The 24,062-nt window shown below is 68.9% G+C and carries 23 protein-coding genes and 1 pseudogene; 13 read left to right on the top strand and 11 right to left on the bottom strand.

Annotated elements, in window-relative coordinates; all coding sequences use genetic code 11:
• The first annotated feature begins 11 nt into the window (after positions 1-11).
• The 4 genes from ACFY10_RS48850 to ACFY10_RS48835 all read left to right on the top strand — a co-directional run bounded on the left by ACFY10_RS48850 (position 12) and on the right by ACFY10_RS48835 (position 3,270).
• Complete coding sequence (locus ACFY10_RS48850) at positions 12-305, top strand: Dabb family protein (RefSeq protein ID WP_389073121.1); 294 nt, start codon at positions 12-14, stop codon at positions 303-305.
• A gap of 169 nt (positions 306-474) precedes the next feature.
• A complete protein-coding gene (locus ACFY10_RS48845; RefSeq protein ID WP_390671880.1) occupies positions 475-1,314 on the top strand; it encodes an RNA polymerase sigma factor SigF in 840 nt (279 codons plus the stop codon).
• A gap of 246 nt (positions 1,315-1,560) precedes the next feature.
• Positions 1,561-2,484: an RNA polymerase sigma factor SigF gene (locus tag ACFY10_RS48840; protein WP_390671879.1), complete on the top strand. Its 924-nt coding sequence runs from the start codon at positions 1,561-1,563 to the stop codon at positions 2,482-2,484.
• A gap of 129 nt (positions 2,485-2,613) precedes the next feature.
• The gene (locus tag ACFY10_RS48835; protein WP_390671878.1) at positions 2,614-3,270 is read left to right on the top strand and encodes a hypothetical protein; all 657 of its coding nucleotides are present in this window, start codon (positions 2,614-2,616) and stop codon (positions 3,268-3,270) included.
• Between the two features lie 27 nt (positions 3,271-3,297).
• Here ACFY10_RS48835 and ACFY10_RS48830 read toward each other — a convergent pair whose 3' ends face one another.
• Positions 3,298-3,498: a hypothetical protein gene (locus ACFY10_RS48830; RefSeq protein WP_390671877.1), complete on the bottom strand. Its 201-nt coding sequence runs from the start codon at positions 3,496-3,498 to the stop codon at positions 3,298-3,300.
• 195 nt (positions 3,499-3,693) lie between these two features.
• Here ACFY10_RS48830 and ACFY10_RS48825 point away from each other — a divergent pair, with 195 nt between their 5' ends.
• The 4 genes from ACFY10_RS48825 to ACFY10_RS48810 all read left to right on the top strand — a co-directional run bounded on the left by ACFY10_RS48825 (position 3,694) and on the right by ACFY10_RS48810 (position 8,220).
• Entirely contained in the window at positions 3,694-4,200 is a 507-nt protein-coding gene (locus tag ACFY10_RS48825) for a MarR family winged helix-turn-helix transcriptional regulator (protein ID WP_390671876.1), read from the top strand.
• Between the two features lie 13 nt (positions 4,201-4,213).
• Positions 4,214-6,751 (top strand): MFS transporter, encoded by a 2,538-nt coding sequence (locus ACFY10_RS48820; protein ID WP_390671875.1) that lies wholly within the window; start codon positions 4,214-4,216, stop codon positions 6,749-6,751.
• A 127-nt stretch (positions 6,752-6,878) separates the two neighbouring features.
• Positions 6,879-7,700, top strand: a complete 822-nt coding sequence (locus tag ACFY10_RS48815; RefSeq protein WP_390671874.1) for a YceI family protein — start codon at positions 6,879-6,881, stop codon at positions 7,698-7,700.
• A gap of 49 nt (positions 7,701-7,749) precedes the next feature.
• Positions 7,750-8,220, top strand: a complete 471-nt coding sequence (locus ACFY10_RS48810; RefSeq protein ID WP_390671873.1) for a PPOX class F420-dependent oxidoreductase — start codon at positions 7,750-7,752, stop codon at positions 8,218-8,220.
• 399 nt (positions 8,221-8,619) lie between these two features.
• On the opposite strand, the gene ACFY10_RS48805 is transcribed toward ACFY10_RS48810, so the two are convergent.
• The 7 genes from ACFY10_RS48805 to ACFY10_RS48775 form a co-directional block, all read right to left on the bottom strand.
• Positions 8,620-9,378, bottom strand: a complete 759-nt coding sequence (locus ACFY10_RS48805; protein WP_390671872.1) for a TetR/AcrR family transcriptional regulator — start codon at positions 9,376-9,378, stop codon at positions 8,620-8,622.
• A 148-nt stretch (positions 9,379-9,526) separates the two neighbouring features.
• The gene (locus ACFY10_RS48800; protein ID WP_390671871.1) at positions 9,527-10,921 is read right to left on the bottom strand and encodes an MFS transporter; all 1,395 of its coding nucleotides are present in this window, start codon (positions 10,919-10,921) and stop codon (positions 9,527-9,529) included.
• A gap of 103 nt (positions 10,922-11,024) precedes the next feature.
• A complete protein-coding gene (locus ACFY10_RS48795; protein WP_390671870.1) occupies positions 11,025-13,253 on the bottom strand; it encodes a glycosyltransferase family 39 protein in 2,229 nt (742 codons plus the stop codon).
• Positions 13,250-14,749: a glycosyltransferase gene (locus tag ACFY10_RS48790; RefSeq protein WP_390671869.1), complete on the bottom strand. Its 1,500-nt coding sequence runs from the start codon at positions 14,747-14,749 to the stop codon at positions 13,250-13,252. The genes ACFY10_RS48795 and ACFY10_RS48790 overlap by 4 nt, the downstream gene beginning before the upstream one ends.
• Before the next feature lie 14 nt (positions 14,750-14,763).
• On the bottom strand, positions 14,764-16,401 hold the full coding sequence (locus ACFY10_RS48785; RefSeq protein WP_390671868.1) for an ATP-binding protein: 1,638 nt from the start codon (positions 16,399-16,401) through the stop codon (positions 14,764-14,766).
• Positions 16,398-17,138, bottom strand: coding sequence for a response regulator transcription factor (locus tag ACFY10_RS48780; RefSeq protein ID WP_311736776.1), 741 nt, complete (start codon positions 17,136-17,138; stop codon positions 16,398-16,400). Before ACFY10_RS48780 ends, ACFY10_RS48785 begins: the two co-directional genes overlap by 4 nt.
• 215 nt (positions 17,139-17,353) lie before the next feature.
• Positions 17,354-18,229, bottom strand: coding sequence for an amidohydrolase family protein (locus tag ACFY10_RS48775; RefSeq protein WP_390671867.1), 876 nt, complete (start codon positions 18,227-18,229; stop codon positions 17,354-17,356).
• Between the two features lie 1,691 nt (positions 18,230-19,920).
• Between ACFY10_RS48775 and ACFY10_RS48770 the strand changes: the two genes are divergently transcribed.
• Entirely contained in the window at positions 19,921-20,274 is a 354-nt protein-coding gene (locus ACFY10_RS48770) for a Scr1 family TA system antitoxin-like transcriptional regulator (protein WP_390671866.1), read from the top strand.
• 50 nt (positions 20,275-20,324) lie between these two features.
• On the opposite strand, the gene ACFY10_RS48765 is transcribed toward ACFY10_RS48770, so the two are convergent.
• Positions 20,325-21,209 carry a DUF2797 domain-containing protein gene (locus ACFY10_RS48765; RefSeq protein WP_390671865.1) on the bottom strand — a complete coding sequence of 295 codons (885 nt, stop codon included), beginning with the start codon at positions 21,207-21,209 and terminating at the stop codon, positions 20,325-20,327.
• A 223-nt stretch (positions 21,210-21,432) separates the two neighbouring features.
• Here ACFY10_RS48765 and ACFY10_RS48760 point away from each other — a divergent pair, with 223 nt between their 5' ends.
• Both ACFY10_RS48760 and ACFY10_RS48755 read left to right on the top strand, forming a co-directional pair.
• Complete coding sequence (locus ACFY10_RS48760; protein ID WP_390671956.1) at positions 21,433-21,912, top strand: MarR family transcriptional regulator; 480 nt, start codon at positions 21,433-21,435, stop codon at positions 21,910-21,912.
• A 268-nt stretch (positions 21,913-22,180) separates the two neighbouring features.
• Positions 22,181-22,429, top strand: coding sequence for a hypothetical protein (locus tag ACFY10_RS48755; RefSeq protein ID WP_390671864.1), 249 nt, complete (start codon positions 22,181-22,183; stop codon positions 22,427-22,429).
• A 176-nt stretch (positions 22,430-22,605) separates the two neighbouring features.
• On the opposite strand, the gene ACFY10_RS48750 is transcribed toward ACFY10_RS48755, so the two are convergent.
• Positions 22,606-22,731: a hypothetical protein gene (locus ACFY10_RS48750; RefSeq protein ID WP_390671863.1), complete on the bottom strand. Its 126-nt coding sequence runs from the start codon at positions 22,729-22,731 to the stop codon at positions 22,606-22,608.
• 238 nt (positions 22,732-22,969) lie between these two features.
• Positions 22,970-23,071 (bottom strand): annotated as a pseudogene (locus ACFY10_RS48745) (SnoaL-like polyketide cyclase); the annotation flags it as partial.
• 350 nt (positions 23,072-23,421) lie between these two features.
• On the opposite strand from ACFY10_RS48745, the gene ACFY10_RS48740 reads away from it, so the two are divergent.
• Together ACFY10_RS48740 and ACFY10_RS48735 are read left to right on the top strand one after the other, a co-directional pair.
• Entirely contained in the window at positions 23,422-23,643 is a 222-nt protein-coding gene (locus tag ACFY10_RS48740) for a hypothetical protein (protein WP_390671862.1), read from the top strand.
• A 124-nt stretch (positions 23,644-23,767) separates the two neighbouring features.
• Entirely contained in the window at positions 23,768-23,992 is a 225-nt protein-coding gene (locus tag ACFY10_RS48735) for a hypothetical protein (RefSeq protein WP_390671861.1), read from the top strand.
• The last annotated feature ends 70 nt before the right edge of the window (positions 23,993-24,062 follow it).

The following is a 24,062-nucleotide window of genomic DNA, read 5'->3' as shown; positions in this document are numbered from 1 at the left end:
AAGGAGCGCACATGATCCGCCATCTCGTCCTCTTCAAGCTCGACGAGGGCGTCGAGCGCGACGACCCGCGCGTGCTGGAGGGCGTCGATGCCTTCCGGTCGCTGGACGGGAAGATCCCCGAGATCCGCTTCTGGGAGCTGGGCTGGAACATCAGCGACCGCCCCATCGCGTACGACTTCGCCATCAACTCCGGCTTCGACGACGCGGCCGCGCTGCGGCGCTACGTCGAGCACCCGGAGCACCAGGCGGGCGTGACGCTGTGGAAGGAGTTCTCCACCTGGGTGATCGCCGACTACGAGTACTGAGCCGGACCCGCTGGGCCCTGCGCCGGAATGGCGCAGGGCCTTTGTGCGTATTTGGCCCCAACTTGCCCTCAACACGGCGTTATGCGGTGCTTGCACACAGTGCACATCTCTTGTGATGCTATGACCGCTTTTGCCGAAGACGTTGATCGATTGCGAGGTGGAGTTGACCGTGCCGGCCAGTACTGCGCCTCAAGCACCGCCCCTGGAGGTCGTCGAGGCCCCACCGGAGGCCGCACCGCCGCGCAGCCGCGGCGCCGACACCCGGGCCCTCACCCAGGTGCTCTTCGGCGAACTCAAGGGGCTCGGGCCGGGCACACCGGAACACAACCGGGTGCGCGGGGCGCTGATCGAGGCCAACCTCCCGCTCGTGCGCTACGCGGCCGCACGCTTCCGCTCCCGCAACGAGCCGATGGAGGACGTGATCCAGGTCGGCACGATCGGGCTCATCAACGCGATCGACCGCTTCGACCCGGACCGGGGCGTGCAGTTCCCGACCTTCGCGATGCCGACCGTCGTCGGCGAGATCAAGCGGTACTTCCGCGACAACGTCCGCACGGTCCATGTCCCGCGCCGCCTGCACGAGCTGTGGGTGCAGGTCAACAGCGCGACCGAGGACCTGACGACCTCCTTCGGGCGCACCCCCACGACCGCCGAGATCGCCGAACGGCTGCGCATCACCGAGGAGGAGGTGCTCTCCTGCATCGAGGCCGGCCGGTCGTACCACGCGACCTCCCTGGAGGCCGCCCAGGAGGGCGACGGACTGCCGGGGCTCCTCGACCGGCTCGGCTACGAGGACCCCGCCCTGGACGGCGTCGAGCACCGCGACCTCGTCCGCCATCTCCTCGTACAACTCCCGGAACGGGAACAGAGAATCCTTCTCCTGCGCTACTACAGCAACCTCACCCAGTCGCAGATCAGTGCGGAACTCGGTGTCTCGCAGATGCATGTCTCACGGCTACTCGCGCGTAGCTTCCAGCGGCTGCGATCCGCAAACAGGATCGAGGCGTAACCGGCAAGAGCGAATCGCTCACCAGGGCTGTTCCCGACAGTTCTGCGTCGAAAAAGGCTCAGACCCCCTCTTTCCAGGGCTGATTCGTATCTTGCATGTCGACATGTCACTACAGCGTGTTGCCGACATGTGACATTCTTCCCCAAGCGCGTTTGCCGCGGCTTCGGCTCCGGTATTCAGGTGAAGGCTGAACTCCTCACCAGGGGAGCATCGGCCACGACCGTCCCGCGACCCAGAGGGGGTGGCATGTCCGCAGACCAGGGCAGCTCGAAGGTGCTCACGCTCACGAAGAGCGAGTCCGCGCCCGCCGACGCCGTGCTCGGTTCCATCGATGAGGTGGCAGCCGTCGACACCGCACCGGCCCCGGCCCTTACGGCCGCTGACATCCCGGCCCCGCCGGCCTCGGATGCCATCGACACCCGCACCCTGTCCCGCTCCCTTTTCCTGCGGCTCGCCGCACTCGACGAGAACAGCCCCGAGCGCGCGTACGTCCGGGACACCCTCATCGAACTCAACCTCCCGCTGGTGCGCTACGCGGCGGCCCGCTTCCGCTCGCGCAACGAGCCGATGGAGGACATCGTCCAGGTCGGCACCATCGGCCTGATCAAGGCGATCGACCGCTTCGACTGCGAACGGGGCGTGGAGTTCCCGACGTTCGCGATGCCGACGGTCGTCGGCGAGATCAAGCGGTTCTTCCGCGACACCTCGTGGTCGGTGCGTGTGCCGCGCCGGCTGCAGGAGCTGCGCCTGGCCCTCACCAAGGCCAGCGACGAGCTCTCCCAGAAGCTGGACCGCTCCCCGACCGTCCCCGAACTCGCCGCCGTACTGGGCGTGTCCGAGGAGGACGTGGTCGACGGCCTCGCGGTCGGCAACGCGTACACGGCCTCCTCGCTGGACTCCCCGGCCCCCGAGGACGACGGCGGCGAGGGCTCCCTCGCGGACCGCCTCGGCTACGAGGACACGGCCCTGGAGGGCGTCGAGTACCGCGAGTCCCTCAAGCCCCTGCTGGCCAAACTCCCGCCCCGCGAGCGACAGATCATCATGCTCCGCTTCTTCGCCAACATGACCCAGTCGCAGATCGGCGAGGAGGTCGGCATCTCCCAGATGCACGTCTCCCGGCTGCTGACGCGGACGCTGGCGCAGCTGCGGGAGGGGCTCATCTCCGACTGATCCTCCTCAGGAATCAACAGGAGTCATCAGGGGGCCCTGAGGGTTCCTATTTGACGGAGTGTCAGCCACCATGGCGCGATGCTGCGTGGGATTCCTGGGACGACATGGACACATGGCCGTCGAGGCGCCGTGATCGGCGCGTCGGCGGCCGTCGTCTGCCTGGGTGCCGCACTGGCCGCCTGCGGAGGCGGCGGCAGAGGCGAGGGATACGTGGCGACCGGGGCGGTCGGCGGTGCGCCTCAGGCCTCCGGTACGGCAGCGGCCCCGACGGGCGGTGTGACGCTCGTGCCGCTGGACGGCGGCCCGGAGAACGGCGGCTCCCCTGCAACAGGCGCCGGTTCGGGCGACGTACCGGAGACGGGCGCACCCGCACCCGCCGATCCGGGGCCGTCCACGTCCGGTGGCGGCGCCGAGTCCGGTCGTACGACGCCCGCTCCACCGTCGCCGACGGCAACTCCCGGTCGTACGGCGCCCACTGGCCCCGCCGCTCTGAGCTGGAGCGACCCGGTTCGCAAGGCCACGGACAAGCGCTGGTGCGAGGACGTGACGCTGGCCTTCACCAACTCCGGCGGAACCGCGGTGCGTTCGGGCACGGTGACCTTCGGGACGCACATCATCGGGGCGCTCGGGATCGACTGGGGGACGGTCGAGTCGACCGCCGGGCTGCCGGCGCCGATCGGGGCCGGCGCACGGAAGGAGAAGACCTGGACGATGTGCGTCGACGAGTGGCGTGTGCCGCTCGGCATGCACATCGAGACGCGGGACGTCGCCGTCCAGTGGAAGTAGCGATTCGCCTGAAGCGGCGATTCGCTCCTACTTCAGCGCGAGCCAGGCGACGGCCGCCACGACCGCCACGGCCACGACGACGCCGATGATCAGGCCAATGCGCGGACCGGCCGGCGCGGGCGCCTGCTGCTGACGGCGGCCCTGCGGGCCCTCGTCGACGAACGCACGGAACATCTGGGTGTTGCCTGCGGGGTCGTGGTTGCCCTGGGGGCCCTGGGGGTTAGCCATAGCCCGAGACCCTAGCGAATCAGTGGTTGTGGCCCAAGTGGGGGGCGGTCCACAGCGACAACCGCCCTCACCTGCGCATTTACATTCGCAATACTTGCCTTTGCCAAGTTTTTGTCCCGTACCCGGGCCATTTTGTTTGCCTGCAGCAACCAACAACTTCTATGGTTGCCCCAAGCAACGAATGCGGGAGGTGTGATGGCCGAGCGGGCGCAGTACGAGGAGCTGATACGTCAGTTCAGCGCCTTCGGTGCCGTGAAGAGGGAACTCGGGCGGATTCTGCCGTCCGACTGCCCGAGCGGATCCGCCGCCGTGCTGACGCTGCTCGGACGCCACGGCGACATGCGGATGAGCAGGCTCGCGGAGCTGCTCTCCGTGGACATGTCGGTCACCAGCCGCCATGTCGCGCACCTCGCCGAGCGCGGCTGGATCGACCGGTCCCCCGACCCGGCGGACAAACGGTCCCGGATCCTGCACCTCACACCCGCGGGCCTGGCCCAGCTGGAAGCGCTGTCCGAGCGGACCGCACAGCTGCTGGCCGAGCGGCTCGCCGACTGGAGCGACGAGGAGGTCGCCCAGCTCACGCGGCTCATGGAACGCCTGCGGGCCAGCTTCGACGACTGCCGCGCCGTACCGCCCCGGCTCCCGCCCCCCGTACGCGAACTCGAACTCGAACAAACCACCCGTACACCCGCAAGCACTTAAGAGAAGGAAGCCCATGGCAACGACCACACCAGCCGGTGTGCGGGCTCATGCCAAGCACGGGGGAGGCTCCGCCGAGTACACCCCGATGACGCACCGGCAGATCATGGAGGCGATCTCCGGTCTGCTGCTCGGCATGTTCGTGGCGATCCTGTCGTCCACGATCGTCACCAACGCCCTGCCGCACATCATCAGCGACCTCGGCGGCGGCCAGTCTGCCTACACCTGGGTCGTCACCGCCGCCCTGCTGTCGATGACCGCGGCCACCCCCCTGTGGGGCAAGCTCGCCGACCTGTACAGCAAGAAGGCGCTCGTCCAGATAGCCCTGGTCATCTACGTGCTCGGGTCCGCGGCCGCGGGTCTGTCGCAGAACGCCGGCATGCTGATCGCCTGCCGTGTCGTCCAGGGCATCGGCGTCGGCGGTCTGTCCGCCCTCGCCCAGATCGTCATGGCCGCGATGATCTCCCCGCGCGAGCGCGGCCGTTACTCCGGCTACCTCGGCGCGACCTTCGCCGTCGCCACCGTCGGCGGCCCGCTGCTCGGCGGCGTCATCACCGACACCAGCTGGCTCGGCTGGCGCTGGTGCTTCTACGTCGGTGTCCCCTTCGCCGTCCTCGCCCTGATCGTGCTGCAGAAGACCCTGCACCTGCCGGTCGTGAAGCGGGACGTGAAGGTCGACTGGGCCGGCGCGTTCTTCATCGCCGCCGCCGTCTCGCTGCTGCTGGTCTGGGTCACCTTCGCCGGTGACAAGTACGACTGGGTGTCCTGGCAGACGTACGCGATGGTCGGCGGTTCGATCGTCCTCGGTCTGATCTTCGTGCTCGTCGAGTCCAAGGCGAGCGAGCCGATCATCCCGCTGAGGCTGTTCCGCAACCGCACCATCACGCTCGCCTCGCTCGCGTCGCTGTTCGTCGGTGTCGCGATGTTCACCGGCACGGTCTTCTTCAGCCAGTACTTCCAGCTGGCCCGCGACAAGTCGCCGACCATGTCCGGCGTCATGACGATCCCGATGATCGGCGGTCTGTTCATCTCCTCGACCGTCTCGGGGCAGTTCATCACCCGCACAGGGCGCTGGAAGGCGTGGCTGGTCGGCGGTGGTGTGCTGGTGACGGCCGGCCTCGGCCTGCTGGGAACCATCCGCTACGACACGGCGTACTGGAAGATGTCGATCTTCATGGCCCTGCTGGGTCTCGGCATCGGCATGATGATGCAGAACCTGGTGCTGAGCACGCAGAACCAGGTCGACGCGAGCGACCTCGGCTCCGCCAGCTCCACGGTCACCTTCTTCCGCTCCCTCGGCGGTGCGGTCGGCGTGTCCGCGCTGGGTGCGGTGATGTCCCACCGGATCACGCACTACGTCAAGGACGGCATCGCCGCCCTCGACCCCAAGTACCAGGCCGCGCTGGCCGGTTCGAACTCCTCGACCGACAGCATCCCGGACATGGACAAGCTCCCGGCGCCGCTGCGCACCCTCATGGAGAGCGCCTACGGCCACGGCATCGCCGATGTCTTCCTCATCGCGGGTGGTCTGGCGGCCGTCGCCTTCCTCATCACCCTGTTCATCAAGGAGGTCCCGCTGAAGACCAAGGGCGCGCTGGCGCAGGCCGCTGCCGCGGACGGGACGCCGGCCGAGTCCAAGGCCGCTCCGGCTGCCGCCGAGGCTCCCACTGCTCCGGCTGCCGAGCACGTCCCGAGCTGGGCCGTGTCTTCCGACACCGAGACCGCCGTCGACGGCACGCAGCGGCTCGCCGCCGTGGCGACCATCGCCCGGCCCGAGGAGTCGGCCGGTTCCGGCGGGATCCCGGTGCGCGGCTTCGTCCGCGGCAACGAGAGCGCTCCGGTGCCGCAGGCCGCCGTCACGCTGATCTCCCTGGCCGGACGGCAGCTGGGCCGGTCGGTCGCGCAGGCCGACGGCTCCTACGCCCTCGATGCGCCGAGCGTGGGCAGTTACGTCCTGATCGCCGCCGCCGACGGGTTCCAGCCGCAGGCGTCCACCGTCGTGGTGAACGGTGAGCCGGTCTCGTACGACATCCTGCTCAGCGGAACCAGCGGGCTGAGCGGAGTGGTGCGGGCCACCGAGACCACGCTGCCCGTCAAGGACGCGATGGTCATCGTGACCGATGTGCGCGGGGATCTGCTGGCCACCGCCGCCACCGGTGAGCAGGGCGAGTTCTCCTTCGCGGAGCTGGTGCCGGGTGCCGTGACCGTCGCGGTGAACGCCGCCGGGTACCGGCCGCGCGCCCTGCCCGTCGAGGTGGGCGGCACCGGCGTCACCCGGATCGAGATCGACCTCGACTCGGGCGCCCAGCTCCAGGGCGTCGTACGCGCCCCGCACGGGCCGCTGGCCGACGCACGGGTCACCCTGGTCGACGCGGCGGGCAACGTGGTCGGGACGGCCACCACCGGCACGGACGGGGCGTACGCCTTCACCGACCTGAACGGCGGCGACTACACGGTCATCGCGACGGGCTACCCGCCGGTGGCAACCGCACTGACGGTGAACGGCCGCGGAGTCGACGACCACGACATCGAACTGGCCCACCCGGGCGAGTAGTTGGACCCCGGCCCGTGGCGGACGGCGTGCGCGCTCTGAGCGGAGGTGCGCGCCCGGCGCCACGGGCCGGTTCTTTTACAAGCAGCTATGACCAGTAGTGACCAGTAGTTCTGCAGGGAGAAACGGGATGGGACTGACCGCGAAGATCCGTACGCGGGACGGATGGGCCGTGTCGCACGCGGTCGTCACGGTGACCGACATGACCGGCACACAGGTGCTGCGGGCGGAGACGGACGCCGAGGGCGCCGTACGGGACGCCACCGAGCTCGACCCGGGGGCGTACACCGTCATCGTCACGGCCGTCGGGTACGCACCCGTGGCCTCTAGCGCGCTCGTCACGGCGAGCGGACGCGCCGAGCTCGGCGCGGTGACACTGGCCCGGCAGGGCGGCACGGAGCTGCCGCCGCCCGGGCCGTGGGCCATCGACCCCGCGCACTCCTCGGTGGGTGCGGTCGCCCAGCACCTGGGGATCTCCAGCGTCCACGGGCGGTTCACGGAGTTCGCCGGGCGTGTCGAGATCGCCCCGGACGAGGTGGAGAAGTCGCGCGTGGAGGCGGTGATCCGGGCCGCGTCCATCGACACGGGCAACGGCATGCGGGACGACCACCTGCGCTCGCCCGACTTCCTGGACGTCGAGAAGCACCCGGAGATCACCTACCGGTCCACGGGGCTCACGGCGGCCGGCGCGGACCGCTGGACGGTGCACGGGGAGCTGACCCTCCACGGGGTCGTACGGCCGGTGGACCTGGACCTGGCGTATCTGGGGACGGGCGCGGACCCGTGGGGCGGGACGCGGGCCGCGTTCCGGGCGACCACGGAACTCCGTCGCGAGGACTTCGCCATGAACTACAACCAGGTGCTCCAGGCGGGTATCGCCGCGATCGGTACGACGCTGAAGGTGGAGCTGGACATCCAGGCGGTACAGGGGGAGTCGCTGCCGCAGGCGTAGGCACGACAGGGTCAGGCTCGGCGGGCCGTCGTACCCCTAGGCTGACGCCATGGCACCGAACATCGCGACCAACACCCGCGTCTCCCTGGACGAACTGCTGGACTTCGTACGCCCCCGCCATCGCGCGATCCTGCTCACGCGCCGGGCCGACGGCAGCCCGCAGGCGTCGCCGCTGACCTGCGGGGTCGACGACTCCGGGCGGATCGTGGTCTCCACCTACCCGGAGCGCGCGAAGACCCGCAACGCCAAGCGGGACGAGCGGGTCGCCCTCGTCGTGCTGAGCGACGACTGGAACGGGCCGTGGGTGCAGGTGGACGGGACGGCGGAGGTCATCGACTCGCCGGAGTCCGTGGAGCCGCTGGTGGAGTACTACCGGAACATCGCGGGTGAGCACCCGGACTGGGACGAGTACCGGCAGGCGATGCTGAAGCAGGGGAAGTCGATCATCCGGGTCACTCCGGAGAAGTGGGGGCCGGTGGCGACCGGCGGCTTCCCGGCGCGGCTGGTGTCCGAGGACTAGTCGCCGCCGCCCAACACCACTCGACGGACGGAGTCCGGCGCAGCGCTCCGAAGCCTGCGAAGCAGTGCGAGGGGCGCAGAAAGAAGGGGCCCGGGCGGCCATGGACAAGCAGGGCAAGTCCATCATCCGGGTCACACCCCAGAAGTGGGGGCCAGTGGCCACCGGAGGCTTCCCGGCCCGGCTGGCGTCCGAGAACTAGTCGCCGCCGCCCAACACCACTCGACGGACGGAGTCCGGCGCAGCGCTCCGAAGCCTGCGAAGCAGTGCGAGGGGCGCAGAAAGAAGGGGCCCGGGCGGCCATGGACAAGCAGGGCAAGTCCATCATCCGGGTCACACCCCAGAAGTGGGGGCCGGTGGCCACCGGAGGCTTCCCGGCCCGGCTGGTGTCCGGGGAGTAGCTCAGCCCCGGGCCACCATCGCCTCGATTCCCGCCACCAGCAGGTCCAGGGCGAAGTCGAAGTCCCGCTCCCACATCTCGTGCACGGTGTCGCCGCCGCGGGCCGCCATGATGTCCTCGGACTCCTTGACCACCTCGGCGGCCTGGGGGTCCTGTGTCACGGCGGTCATGGCGTGCTTGAAGTACTCGTCGGCGGTCATGCCGAAGTCGGCGCTGCGGGCGTTGAAGTGGCCCTCGATCGTGCCGAAGCCGTACACGAACTGGAAGACGGAGGAGATGGCGGCCGCCAGGCCGTACGTGGGCAGGCCGGTGCGGCGGATGACGCGTTGTACGACGCGGGCGAAGGCCAGGTTGTTGGGGCCGATGTTGAGGAAGGTGCCGCCCAGCGGTGACAGCCAGGGATGGCGGACCAGCAGCGAGCGGTACTCCCTGGCCAGCGCGCGCAGCTGGTCTCGCCAGTCCTCGTCGGCGTCCGGGTCCGGCAGGCTGATCTCGCCGAAGGCCGCGTCCAGGGCGAGTTCGAGGAGGTCGTCCTTGGTGTCGACGTACCAGTAGACGGACATCGCGGTGACGTTCAGCTCGGCGGCCAGCCGGCGCATGGAGAACTTGGCCAGCCCCTCCGCGTCCAGGAGACGGACGGTCACCTCGGTGATCCGGTCGCGGTCGAGCCCGGAGGGCTGCCCGCCGCCGCGCCCGCCCCGGCGCGTCTTGCCCCCCAGCCACACACTGGTCCGCGCCGCCCGCTCGGCTGCCCTCACCATTGGCGCACCTTTCCTCACCTTTCGAACGCCGGTCATGCTAGGCGCCCCTCAAGGGGCGCGGGGCTGTGTCGATATGCGGCTACCGCCGCGTGGGCGCGATCAACCACACACGACCCGCAGTCGCACGACAACAGAGCCACCCGAGCTCTTAGGCGGCCACCACCGAGTCTGCCCGCTCAGCCCTGCGCAGCAACGCCGCCGCCAACAACCCACCCAACAGCACAGCACAGGCCCCCACCAACTGCCCCGCCTCCAGACCGGCGGCCAGTCCTACCCTCGGCACCCGAGAACTCAGCACCGCTCCGAGTACGGCAACCCCCAGCCCGTTCCCGAACTCGGCCAACGTCCCGTTCAGACCGGCTCCGACCCCCGCCTTCTCCGGAGGAATCGCACTCATGATCGCGTGCGCCATCGCCGGATTGGCGACCGCGCAGCCACCCCCGATCAGCAACAGCCCCAGCAGCGTCCCGGCGTAACCGCCGGAGTCCAGCAGCGCGATGGAGACGAGCCCGGCCGACATCAGCACCATCCCCAGCGCGATGGACACCGGCGTACCGAGCCTGCCCGACCACTTCGCGGACAGCCCCGAGAAGTTGAGTACGACGACCGTCAGAGCGAGCGGTGCCGTTCGCAGACCGGCCTCCAAGGGGCCGTAACCGAGCACGAATTGCAGATGCTGGGTGAGCAGGAAGAGCGCGCCGCCCATGCCGAAGGTGATCAGCACCGCTCCGGTGACGGCACCCGTGAACCGGCGGTCCCGGAAGAAGTGCAGGTCGAGCATGGGGTACGGGATCCGGCTCTCCCAGTACGCGAAGGCGCCCAGGACCAGGACCGCGACGCCCGCCGTGCCCAGCACCCGGCCCGACGTCCACCCGTGCTCCGGCCCGGAGATGATCGCGTACACGAGGGAGGCCATGCCGATCGTGGAGAGCAGGGCGCCGAGGAGGTCGGGGCGGTCGCCGCGGGGGTTCTTCGACTCGGGGACCAGGGCTACGACGGCCACCAGCCCCAGTGCCACCACCGGCAGGTTGATCAGGAAGATCGCGCCCCACCAGAAGTGGTTCAGCATGAAGCCGCCGAGCAGTGGGCCGATCGCGAATCCGAGCGCGTTGACCGCTGCCCAGATGCCGATCGCCTTCGGCTGCTCCTCGGGGGTGAAGATCTGCATCGCGACGGCGAGGGTGGTAGTCAGCAGTAGTGCGCCGCCGACGCCCATGCCGGCCCGCGCCGCGATCAACTGGCCGGTGCTGCCCGCGAGTCCGGCCACCAGCGAACCGATGCCGAACAGGGCCAGTCCGGCGATCAGCAGCTTCTTGCGGCCGTAGCGGTCCGCCGCGCTGCCCGCGGTGAGCAGCAGGCCGGACTGGACCAGCGAGTACGCGTTGATCATCCACTGGATGTCGGAGGTCTCCGCGCCCAACTCCTTGGTGAGGGAGGGGATCGCCACGTTCAGGACGGTGTTGTCGAGCAGCACGGTGAGCTGGGCGAGACAGATGACGCCGAGGATCAGCCAGCGCTGGGGGTGGCCTTGGGGAGTGGGCATGCTGTACACCGTAGAACAGTTGCCATACAGCGTACAACGGAGATACGGGGACACGAGAAGGGGCGGTGACCAGCGGTCACCGCCCCTTCTCAGCGACTTACTGTCAGCTGCTCGCCTTCTGCGTCAGGTCGTAGAAGGTCGACGAACCGACCGTCACCTTCTTGAAGTTCTTCTCGACCCACGACGTGATCTGCGAGGACGTACCGCTGCTGCTGCCGCCCATGCCGCCGCCGGTGCCGGACGAGATGAAGTAGTGGATCTTTCCGTCGGCCACGTACTGCTTGAACTGCGCGAGGGTCGGGGACGGGTCGGTGCCGTTGAAGCCGCCGATGGCCATCACCGGGTCGCCGGTGGAGAGCTGGTAGCTCGCCGCGTTCTGTGCGCCGATGGCCGCCGCTGCCCAGGTGTACTTGGACGAGTCGGTCTCCAGGAGCTTCTTGGCCTCGGAGCTGACGCTCGCGCCGTTCAGCAGGCCGCCGACGCCACCGCCGCCGCCCATGCCGCCGCCGTCACCCATGGTCGGGCCGCCCTGCTGGGTGTTGCCGTTGCCCTGGGTGTTCCCGTTCCCGTTCTGCTGGTTCTGGCCCGGCATGCCGCCGCCGAAGCCGCCGTTGCCGTTGCCGGTGGTGCCGCCGCCCGGGAAGCCGTTGCCGTTCTGCTGGTTCTGCTGGCCCGGCATGCCGCCGCCCATGCCGCCCCGCATACCGCCACCGCCGCCGGGACCGCCCCGGCCGCCGCCCATCATGCTCGCGCCGGCCGGACCGGCCGTGACGATGGAGCCGGTGTGCGCACTGTTCACGGTGGACAGGGTGTACGCGGTCGGGCCGGCCAGCGAGGCCAGGATGCCCACGGCCGCCGCCCCCAGGGCGAGCTGTCGGTTGATCCGGCCCGCGAAGATCAGGCCGAGGGCGGCCACCAGGCCGCCGACCAGGACCAGATACTTCAGCCAGGGCAGATAGTCCGAGGTGCGGTTGAGCAGTACGTAGCCCCAGGCGGCGCTCGCCACGACCGCGGCCGCGAGGGTGAGGGACGCCCAGATCTCGCGCCGCTTCTCCCACAGGAGCGCGGAGCCCATGCCGACCACGGCGGCGAGGTAGGGGGCGAGGGCCACCGTGTAGTACTGGTGGAAGATGCCCGCCATGTAGCTGAAGACGACCATGGTCAGGAGCAGGGATCCGCCCCAGACCAGGAACGAACCGCGGGTCACGGACGTCCGCTTGTACTTGCGCGTGGCCACCAGGCCCGCGACGAAGAGGATCAGCGCGGCCGGCAGCAGCCAGGAGATCTGGCTGCCGACCTCGGAGCTGAACATCCGGTTCCAGCCGGTCTCGCCCCACATGCCGGTGCCGCCACCACCGCCACCGCCGCCGACACTGCCGGTCTCGTTGCCGCTCAGGCGGCCGAGGCCGTTGTAGCCGAAGGTCAGCTCGAGGAAGCTGTTGTTCTGCGAACCGCCGATGTACGGGCGGGAGGAGGCGGGCCACAGCTCGACGATCGCGACCCACCAGCCACCGGCGACCACCAGCGAGGCGGTCGCCGCGGCCAGCTGCCCGAAGCGCTTCTTCAGCGACACCGGCGCGCAGACCGCGTAGACGATCGCGAGCGCCGGAAGGATCAGGAAGGCCTGCAGGGTCTTGCCGAGGAACGCGAAGCCGATCGCGGCACCGGCCCACACCAGCCACTTCGTACGGCCGTCCTCCAGGGCGCGGACCACGAAGTAGCAGGCGACCGACATCAGCAGCGCCAGCATGGCGTCCGGGTTGTTGAACCGGAACATCAGCGCCGCGACGGGAGTGAGCGCGAGCACCGCGCCCGCGATCAGCCCGGCCGCGGGGCTGAACCGGCGGCGCACGGACGCGTAGACGACGGCGACCGTCGCGAGGCCCATGAGGACCTCGGGGACGAGGATCGCCCAAGAGTTGAGGCCGAAGATCCGGACCGACAGCTCCATCGGCCACAGCGAAGCCGGCGGCTTGTCGACGGTGATGGCGTTGCCCGCGTCCAGCGAGCCGAAGAAGAACGCCTTCCAGCTCTTGCTGCCGGCCTGGACGGCCGCCGAGTAGAAGGAGTTGGCGTACCCGGAGGCGCTCAGGTTGTAGAGGTAGAGCAGGCCGGTGGCGAGCAGCAGGCCGAGGAAGGCCGGGCGTACCCAGCGGGGATCCTCGGGGCGGCCGCGCCAGAGTCTGCGTACGAAGGGCTGCTTGGGTTCACCGGAGTCCGGAGCCGGGGCGGCCGGCGGAGCAACGGGCTCCGCCACGTCCGTGGTCGCCGTCGGTGGCGGCCCCCACGCGGAGGGACCCGGCTGGGTCGTCTGGTCGTAGTGGGTGGTCATCGGGAGTCCCTCGGATCGGTGTCGGTCGGGCGCACCGGCTGCAGATGCATGGTGGCGTCCTCCCAGCGCTGGTCCGCGACTTCACCGGCGCGGAACTGGGTCGTCTGGCGGTTCTGGTACGGCACGTTCGGGTGCGCGCCCGGGCGCTGCGGCAGCGGCTGGTACGCCTGCTGCTGGTACGGCTGCGGGTACTGGGCCGTCGCGTAGGTCGGCGAGGACGGGGTGTGCGAGGCCACCACGGTGGACTGCCCGCTGTCGCTCTTGTCGGGGAAGACCCACGCGCGGAAGAGGAGGAAGCGCAGTACGGTCGCCGCGAGGTTGGCGGCGACGAGGACCGCCAGTTCGGTGGAGTGCCCGGGGTCGGACGTCGCCGCGTTCAGGGCGGCGAGCGAACCGCTGGTCAGGGCGAGCCCGATGCCGAAGACGACCAGGCCCTGCGCCTGGTGCCGGACGGCGCCGCCGCTGCCGCGCACTCCGAAGGTGAGGCGCCGGTTGGCCGCCGTATTGGCGACCGCGGAGACCAGCAGGGCCAGTGCGTTGGCGACCTGCGAACCGCCGAACTGACGGAAGAGGCTGTAGAGGACGAGATAGAAGAGGGTCGACAGTCCGCCGACGACGCAGAACCCGACGAGCTGGCGGGCCAGCCCCTTCGGTACGTCCTTGATGTCGCGGTCGCGCGGGTCGTCGCCGAAGGGCCGGGTGATCCGGTCCAGCGGCAGCGACCCGGTGGCCAGAGCCTTGCCCACGCGCCACACCCCCTTGAGGTCCTCGGTCGCCGTCTTCACGATGTGGACGGTGGAGTTCGGGTCGTCGACCCAGTCGACGGGCACTTCGTGGATACGAAGCCCCGCGCGCTCGGCGATGACCAGCATCTCGGTGTCGAAGAACCAGCCGGTGTCCTCGACCATCGGCAGCAGCACCTGGGCGACATCACGCCGGATCGCCTTGAAGCCGCACTGCGCGTCGGAGAAGCGGGCCTGCAGCGAGCCGCGCAGGATGAGGTTGTACGCCCGGCTGATGAACTCCCGCTTGGGGCCGCGTACGACGCGGGAGGAGCGGGCCAGCCGGGAGCCGATCGCCAGGTCCGAGTGACCCGAGATCAGCGGCGCCACCAGGGGCAGCAGCGCATTGAGGTCGGTGGAGAGGTCCACGTCCATGTAGGCGAGGATCGGCGCCTCGGAGGCGGACCACACCGTCCGCAGGGCGCGACCGCGGCCCTTCTGCTCCAGTCGGAAGTTGGAGACCTCGGGGATCTCCGCCTCCAGCCGCGCCGCCACCAGCGGGGTGGTGTCGGTCGACGCGTTGTCCGCGATCGTGATGCGGAACGCGTAGGGGAACGTGCGCTTCAAATGCTCATGCAGTCTCAGCACACACGGCTGGAGGTCCTTCTCCTCGTTGTAGACGGGGATCACTACGTCCAGGACAGGCGTACCGGCGTCGCCGGCCGGGAGGTGCTCCCGCGCCGGCAGGGTGCCGGGAGAAGAGTCGGTTCGCATGGGAACGACTCTGGTCAAGTGCCCTGTTGCACCCATGTGGTGGCACTGTGGTCTGCCTGTGAGTGCGATTGCCAATTCGTTTCGGCGGCCGGCCGGGGCATCACCGGGGCAAGCGCCGGCAAATGCACGGTGAACACCGTGCGCCCCGGAACACTGTCCACGGTCACGGCACCGCCGTGCGCGGTCGCAACGGCCTGCACGATCGCAAGCCCGAGGCCCGTCGAACCAGAGGCACGGGAGCGCGAGGAGTCGCCGCGCGCGAACCGTTCGAAGACATGCGGCAGCAGCTCTGCCGGGATCCCCTGCCCGTTGTCCTCGACGTCCACACACATCCACGGGCCGCGCCGCTGCACACGTGCCGTGACGGTCGTACCGGGCGGGGTGTGTTTGCGGGCGTTGCCGAGCAGGTTGACGAGCACCTGCTGGATCCGGGCCGCGTCCGCGGACACGAGGGCCGGTTCGTCGGGCAGGTCCAGCCGCCAGTTGTGGTCCATGCCGGCCGCGCGGGAGTCGCTGATCGTGTCGACGACCAGCGGGATGAGGTCGGTCTGCTCGAACTGCAGCGGGCGTCCGGCATCCAGCCGGGCGAGCAGCAGCAGATCCTCGACCAGCAGCGTCATACGGCCCGCCTCGGACTCGATACGGCCGAGGGCGTGCCGGGTGTCGGGGCCGACCTGCTCTCTGCCGCGTCTGGTCAGCTCGGCGTACCCCCGGATGGACGCGAGCGGTGTCCGCAGCTCATGACTGGCGTCGGCCACGAACTGCCGCACCCGCATCTCACTCTGCTGCCGCGAGTGCAGCGCACCGTGGACATGGTCCAACATCCGATTGAGCGCGGCCCCGACCTGCCCGACCTCGGTATGCGGGTCGGTCTCGGACTCGGCGACGCGCTCGGAGAGGTTCACCTCACCGGTGTGGAGGGGGAGTTCGGATACCCGGGTGGCGGTGGCGGCGACGCGACGGAGGGGGCGGGTGGCTACGCCTACGAGGACGTAGCCGGCGATTACGGCGGCACCGAGGCCGGCGGCGGTGACGCTTACTTCGACGAGGATGAGGGTGTTGATGGTGTTGTCGGGAACCTTGGTGGGGACGGCCACGTAGTAGCTGCCGTTCTCACTGCTGACGTACTTGACGCGGTACTTGCCCAGTCCGCTGATCTCCACCGTGTGGATCTTGTTGTCCTGGGGCACGGTGTTGAGCGAGGTGCGGGCCGCCTCGCTGAGGGAGTTGGGAACCATCCCGCTGAGGTCAGGGCTGTCGTCCGACCTCTCGCCGTACTTGGCGTCGGTGATCTGGCCGTTCTGGACCTTGGCGATGACCGTGCGCTCAGGCTGGGGGCCGTGCGTGACGAACTCGGTCAGGTCGAGGGTCTGGGTGTTGCTGCTCCCGGCTTTGCTGCTCCCGGCCGAGTTCTTCTTGTCGGGGCCACCACCGATGGGCCCGCCGAACCCTGCCGCCCGCCCGGAGACCTGAACCAGCTGTTCGTCCAGCTGGCCGTAGAGATGAGTCCTGAGCGCCAACGTCGTCACGGTACCGATCACCGCACACACGGTGGCGATCAACACAACCGACGCGACGACGAGCCGCGCCCGCAGGGTGCGCGGCTGTCCCGCTCGTCGCTTCTGCGTACGCGGTCGTCGCCGTCCGCTCATGACGCGGCAGGCTTGATCAGATAACCGGCCCCACGCCGGGTGTGGATCATCGGCTCACGACCGGCGTCGATCTTCCGGCGCAGATACGAGATGTAGAGCTCGACCACATTGGCCTGCCCACCGAAGTCGTACGACCACACACGGTCGAGTATCTGCGCCTTGCTGAGCACGCGCCGCGGGTTGCGCATCAGGAAGCGCAGCAGCTCGAACTCGGTGGCGGTGAGATGGATGCCCTCCCCGGCGCGACTGACCTCGTGACTGTCCTCGTCCAGCGTCAGATCACCGACGACGAGCACGGAGTCCGAGCGCCGGTCGGCGGCACCGGAGCGCCGGATCAGCCCGCGGAGCCGTGCGACGACCTCTTCCAGGCTGAACGGCTTGGTGACGTAGTCGTCGCCACCGGCGGTGAGGCCCGCGATCCGGTCCTCGACCGCGTCCTTGGCCGTGAGGAACAGGACAGGAACATCCGGCAGCTCACGGCGCAGCCGCCCGAGCACGGTCAGCCCGTCCATGTCCGGCAGCATCATGTCGAGAACGACGGCGTCGGGCCGGAACTCCCGCGCGGTCTGGATGGCACCCGTGCCATCCCCCGCACTACGGATCTGCCATCCCTCATAGCGAAGGGCCATGGACAGCAGCTCGGTGATCGACATCTCGTCGTCCACCACAAGCACTCGGACGGGGCTCCCGTCCGGCCTCAGCAGTTCGGTGCGCCCCTGGGGCGAGGTCGTGGTCATGGTGGACACACTGTCTGGATCCTCTGAGAGCACCCTTTCGACAACCTGTGATTTCCCTGAGAAACGCACAGGCACCTCTCAGGGAATCCCTGGGAAGCTCTTGCCCAGCGGCCTCCGCACGGGCCGGCACCCATCATCCGCGGCCCGTGATGATCAGGGCGTAAAGGCTCCCTGTGGGACTCCAGTGACGCGCGGGCACGCGACGGCACGGATGCTCACAGCCGGAACAACCGCGCCCCGTTGTCATGGCAGACGGCCCGCAGCCACTCCTCCCCGAGCCCCAGCCGCTCCAGCGCGTGCAGCTGATGGACGTACGGATAAGGGATGTTGGGGAAGTCGCTGCCCAGCAGGATCCGGTCGCCGAGGTCGCCCAGCCGTGACAGCGCCCGCCGCGGGAACGGCGCGAACCGCTCGCTGAAGTCCGTGAACGCCATCGTCGTGTCCAGCCGCACCTCCCGGTACCGCTCGGCAAGGTCGATGAAGTCCTCGTACTCCGGCATGCCCATGTGCGCGACGACCAGCCGCAGCCGCGGATGCCGGGCCAGCACGCGCCCGATCGGCTCGGGCCCGGTGTGCTTGCCGGGCGCGGGCCCCGACCCGCAGTGCATAACCACAGGAACCCCCGCCTCGGCCAGCAACCCCCAAGCAGGGTCGAGGAGTTCACTCGCCGGGTCGTACGCTCCCACCTGCACATGCGCCTTGAAGACCCGCGCCCCCGCATCGAGGGCTTCCTGGACGTAGGCCTCAACCCCCGCCTCCGGAAAGAGGGTCGAGGTGTGCAGACAGTCCGGGGTGCGGCCGGCGAAGTCCACAGCCCAGCTGTTGAGCCACTGCGCCATGCCGGGCTTGTGCGGGTAGAGCATGGCGGTGAAGCGCCGCACGCCGAACTCCCGTATCAGTGCGACCCGTTCCTCTTCCTCCTTCCGGTAGGTGATGGGCCATTCGACGCCGCCGGTCAGCGGCCCCAGTGAGTCGAAGTAGCCCCAGACCTTGCGCAGCACCCGCTCAGGCATGAAGTGGGTGTGCACGTCGACCAGCCCGGGCAGCCCGAGCCGCTGCCAGAACCGCCGCACATCCTCGGCCTCAGGCATACGCCCTCGCGAATCCGTAACTGCGCTCGCCCAGGCGGTGGACGGTACGGAAGAGGTGACGACAGGCGACGGCGCAACGGGCTGATCGCTCATGTCGTCCACGATCGACCGGAGAGGGATGGGGTGTCCATAGCGCCTACCAAAAGAGATCCAGTAGGGGTTGCGGGGCTGCCAACGGCGCCGGGACGTCTCCTCGGGTGCGCCCCATTGAGCACTGCGCATCGTGAAGTTGCAGGTCCGCTGCGCTCGTCCCGGGGCCGCTCCTACGATCCGTGACCGGGGCGGTACGCGGTGAGATCGCGGGAGGGTGCAGGGTATGGGAGACCTGGAGCGGATCATCGCTCGCCTGGGGCGAACTGACGAGCCGAATCCGTGTGCCGGCGGATTTGGGTTCGCGGCATGTGGAGATCTGACGGGCGAACAATGGGCCACAGTGGAGCCTCTGTTGTCGAGGTTGCACTCCGCGTTCTTGGCCGTAGCCCGCGAACCGTGCGACGCCATCGCGCCAACCAGAGAGCGACTATCGGGGAATCGGGAGCAGGAACGCAGGTATTCCCGCTCGTGAGAGACATGACGGGACGATTCTGCGGGGGTCACACGATTGGCCGCACCCGAGATGAAACCTGCCGCAGGAGTATGCAGAGTGGTGGACAAGAAGCAACACACCAAACACGCTTGGAGATATCCATGTCACGAATAATCGCGATCGGCGCCGCCCTTGGCTTCGCTCTCGCAGCCACGGCCGGATCCGCGATGGCCGCGCCGTCAGTCCTTCACACCGCCACGAAGACCACAACGGTCCAGTCCAGCCCGATCGCCTATTACCACGGCGGGGATGATGGCGACTGCGACGGCGTAGGCAACCAGTGCGCATGACACCTATCCCCGCGTGAGATAGGGGCAGGCAGAGGAGGAGGGCTTTATGCCTGTCATTTCCTCCTCTGTCTCCCTAACGCGTAACACTCACTCTACGAATATGCCGCGGTCGGTGTCGGCCTCGCCATAGACCCAGATCCAGGAGGCAGCCTGCTACTGCCGGAGTAGCCCAGAGGTTTGTCGGGTTTGCCAATTCACTACTCATCTTGGTTGTTGAAACGTTGGTTGCCGCTCGTGGCCAGCGGCCTTCGAAGTAGCCTGATTCAACGATCCCGCGGCCGGTCCGGCTTGGCGGGACACGGATGACCGAGCCGAGCCCCAACGCGGGGGCCGCGCCCGCACCATGGTCGTAGCGGCCCCGTTGGGTGTCGGGCGCTGTCCCGGTGGCCAACCAGACAGGGCGACCGCGGCGGCACGCCCTGCGATGGCACGTCGTAGCACTGGGCAGTGTGCATCGTGAAGTTGCAGGCCACGGGTCTGGTGTGCGCGGGGTTCGGGATGCTCGGGCCGGCGGCGGGCGGATGACTTCGGTGAAGATCGTCGGCCAGCGGGATACTTCGTGGTTCGTCAGCACCAGCAGGGCCCTCACCAGGGCGGTCGCCACTTCGGAGGCCGACCTCTCCCGGATGATCGTGTGGCTCAAGAGGCTTCCGCTCCGGTGACGATTGCGTCGATCTCAGCCTGGCGGGACGTCGGTCCGCCAGTGGCTCGCACATGCAGGGACACCGCCACATCAGCGAAGTCGATCGCCTGCTCGCGCGCATCCTCATCAGGGGCCGAGTCGGCGAGTGCCTGGGTCCACCAGTGGTTGAGGAATGCCTCGAAGCCACCAAAGTCGGACAGGGAGCCGAGCTCCCCGTAGAAGGCGGCGCGACGATCGAGGCAATCCGCTCGGCCTGTGGGCCGTTGTGGGCGAGGGGGCGTTGCGTCAGTTGGTGGGCGGCCGTGAGGTCATGCGCGTACAACTGGCGCACCTGGTCGAGGCGTCTCGTCTGCCCAACGTCAAGCTTCAGCGAGGCCGACGCCGCACGTCACAACACAAAGTCGCCCGCAACATCCCCGGCACCGTCGCCGTCCGAGACTCCAAGGACGCGGACGGGCCAATGCTCCAGGTCACGCCAGGGGTCTGGACAGCCTTCCTCCGCCTTACTGACCGGCTCCCAACCTGAACCGCATGGCCGAGGCGCCGCACGCCGGCCCGTCCAGGTTCGACCGACACTCAGAACAAGCCGTCCTGCGCGCTGGGTCCACGCTTGAACTCCTTTATCGGAAGGGTGAGTTCGCCCTCTCCTACAGGTCCCTCGACAGGAAGCAACTCCCACCCCCGCATCAACCGCGTATCCAGCACAACGACGCCACGCCCGGCCACCAGATGCAGATCCGGCCCGGCCGCCGCAACCAACCGCCCGCTCACCGCCCCGCCCGCGACAAGCTCGGTCACCTCGCCGACGGCGGCCGGCAGGTCGGCGAGCCCGAACACCTCGGCGTGATCGACCGGTTGGCAGGGCTCACGGGCGAGTGACTCCGGCCAGCCGTCAAGTGCGAGCGCCCGCCCGTGCAACTCCTCGACCTCTGCCGCCCGCTCCGCCTCCGCCACCGGCAACCCGGACCGCACTGCCCGCTTCTCGGCGTACGGAATCCGGTCCGGCACCTGGAGCGCGGCCCGCAGCAACTCCTCGGTGCGCCGCGCCGCCATCAGCGGCCCCACCCCCAGCCAGCTGAAGCACACCGCACCCTGCTCAAGCAGCCGTGCGGAGCCTCGCTCCTCGGCCGTGATCCCGACCTTGACCATGCCGGGCCCGAACCACGCCAGATACACGTGGTACGGCCGCGGGTCGTCCGCGATCGTGTCGGCGGCCACCGAGTGCGCCCGGTCCAGCCGCGCACACTCCTCGCACCGCGCCCCCGTACTCCGCCCCGGCACGACCGCCCGTACCGGACACGCATGTCCACGCGCGCCCACACATGTCCGCACACCCCCGTCCGCGACCCCGAAGGCCACCCGTTTCCCCCACGGCAGCGAGCTCACCCGCCCGCCGTCCCACACCAGCACGGGGCCGTCCCCCGACCACCGCAGTCCCGTGCATTTCCATGACTGTGCCATCGCTCACGAGAGTAAGAGGGGGCACTGACAACGGCCTGGCGCGGCGGGAAGGGGATACCGTACGCGGGGGTCCGAAGCCGCAACCAGCTCTTGCGACTTTGGGCCTGCTCTCGCTGCTCCGGGCTGTGGCAGCGCGTAGACCGGTGTCAGAGGTATCGATTCTTCCCACCCCGAGGCAACCCGCCCCAGCTCAGCCCCCGGCTCGGCAGCCGCAGGCTCCGACCTGAACGTCACCGACCTGACCTGCTTCGCCTACGCCATCGAGGCCGGCGAGAACCTGCTCACGACCGGTGGCCTGGCAGCCCGCGCCCACATCACCACGGGCGCGGTCACCGGAACCCTCAACCGCCTGGAACGCGCCAGCTACGTCACCCGCCGTCCCGACCCGGCGGACCGACACCAGGTCCGCGTAGCCGCCCTGTCGGACGCGGAGGCCCGCGCCTGCGAGGTCTACGAGCCGTACTACGCCCGCCTGAACACACTCAAGGAAACCGCCATGAAGCCGCTCCTGCCCTCCCGGACGAGCACCACCATGGACGACCTGACCGAGGAGCACCTCCACGAGAACGACCTCGCCCCGCTGCTCGCCGCCCGGGACCTGGCACACCCGGTCCTCGCCGACCCCGAGCGGCGGCACCTGCTGAACGAGATCGCCCACCCCCGCACCACTCAGGCCTTCCACCGCCTGGCGGCCGCCGCTTGAACTCGTCCAGATGTGTCCGCCCATCTGTGTCGGTGTCAGATCACGAAAAACACGAGGCCCTGGAATCCGTTGGGGCCTCAAATGCGTGTGAAATCAACAGGATTCGGGCCTGCTACGCGACCGGAGGAACGATGCCCGGTTCGCCCGGTTGCGCGTAATTGACCCCTTATGCCAGCTCCGAAGAGCGCGGGGGGACATATCGGATTAGCCTCCCAAATGAGCGCCTAGTGGATCTTTGATGTGCGCTCCATTCACCCAAGGAGGAGTCATGCGCAAGCTTCACAAGGCCGCTGTCGCGGCCGCCATCCTCGGTAGCTTCACCTTCATAGCCACCGGCACCGCCACCGCCCAGCCCGCGAACCTCATGCATGAAGGCGGAGGGTGCAGGTCCCACGACCTGAACGTCGACGTCCTCGGCCAGGTCGGGTTGCTCAACGGCCTGCTGGGCAATGCGCTTAACGGCGAGGGCAACGCGGGCGGCCAGAACAACCACGTCGGCTCCAGTACCTGCGACTAGGTGGCCACTGATCGCGTCACGTAGCTGACCGACTTGGGTCTCGGCGCCCGGAGCACAGCTCCGGGCGCCGAGCGCTGTCTCCGCCCACGGGCCACCGCCCCCTGAAACGCAAGAGGCCCCGGATCTTTCCGGGGCCTCTCACCTGTGCACACTCGCGTCACAGCTCACAGTTCCACTCAGGACTCCGCCTCTCGGCTCCCCGGTCGCAGCACGACGTACGCCGACCTGAACAGCAGGCCGCGAAGGGTCGGCTCCATGACCTTGAAGAGCGCTTCGGCGTCCGCCCCGTAGGCGTACAGCACGGCCGAGCCGTACTGACCGTCACCCAGTCGGTAGTGGGCGATGACGGCTTGTCCGGTGACTGCGCTTCGGGGAGCTCGGAGAGCGTGTCCATGGGCGCACCCTGTCACCGGGCTCCGACAACGCATCGTGGTGACCCTGCACTGCCGAGTCCCGCAAAAATGAAAGAGACTGACGGTCGCCCCGGGGCCTGACGGTCACCCGGAGCCCAATCGACGCCTGCGAACCGTGCAACCACGGCTAGAACATGGTGTTGTCGTTGGCGGACTTCTCCGGGACCGGCTGGATGACGTCCCAGTGCCCGACGACCTTGCCGTCCCGGACCCGGAAGATGTCGATGACGGTGAGGTCGCCGTGCCGGAACAGCTCGTCGTAGAAGTGGACGACCATATGGGCTGTGGCACACCGCGACGACATCCGCCACGCGCGCGCCCGCCACGACCACATGGCCGGAGATCCTCAGGCCGGCCTGGGACCCGAATCCCCTGCGGCACGCACTTGATCAGGACTCCGAGAAGCCACTCGTGGCGGTTGGACGTGGGCGGAGTCCGTCAGATGTTGATCAACGGCTAGGACGCCAGGGCGGCCAACTGAGACGCTCAGTGGCCAACTGAAGCACTCAGACACCACGCCACAGGCGACGTCCTCCTCCTCGATGGACTCATAAATCGAACACGTGCTTGAATTCATGCATGCGACCGATTCCCGCCGACCTCGCCCGGGCGCAGCAGGAGTGGAGCGCCACCTACCGGCAGCTTGCAGTGCAGCCCGGGCGTACCGAGTTGCGCCGACATCTGTACCGGCTGTCGGCTCAGCTGTTCTTCCACCCCTACTGGCGGCAACGGCGGCCGAGTGCCGCGGAGTGGTGGCAACTGCGTGCCCTGGGACGACGTTCGGATCGGGACGTGAGCTGAGTGGCTTCATCACCGGATCCGCCCACGGCTTCAGCGCGACGCTTCGCTCTGCCGTCCGGACACTGAGGGTCCTCGAATGACGCGCTGGAATGCGGGGCCGTACATACCGGATGATCCTGAAGGCGTGTCCGGACCGATTCGCGTGATCGTGCATCCGCCGTCGCCCACAGGCGGCCGGCGCGTGCGCGTGGACGGCGAGATCCTCGGGCTGGCCCACAGTGTGGCCGACGTCGCCGAGTTCCTCCGCCGGGCCGGCCTGGAGATCGACCCTGCCGAGGTCGCGGCGGCGCCGTGGATCGACTGGCGCGGAGCGGGGCCGGAACGCTGGGGACCGGAGACGGACAGCTGACGCTCTCCCCCGCCGAGAGAGCGCCTTGGGCCAACACGCTTTCCGATGCCGGTACGGCTTCGGGTCCCGC

The sequence above is a fragment of the Streptomyces sp. NPDC001401 genome (assembly GCF_042895385.1).
Taxonomy (GTDB): domain Bacteria; phylum Actinomycetota; class Actinomycetes; order Streptomycetales; family Streptomycetaceae; genus Streptomyces.
This window is presented reverse-complemented; position numbering and strand designations above follow the sequence as displayed.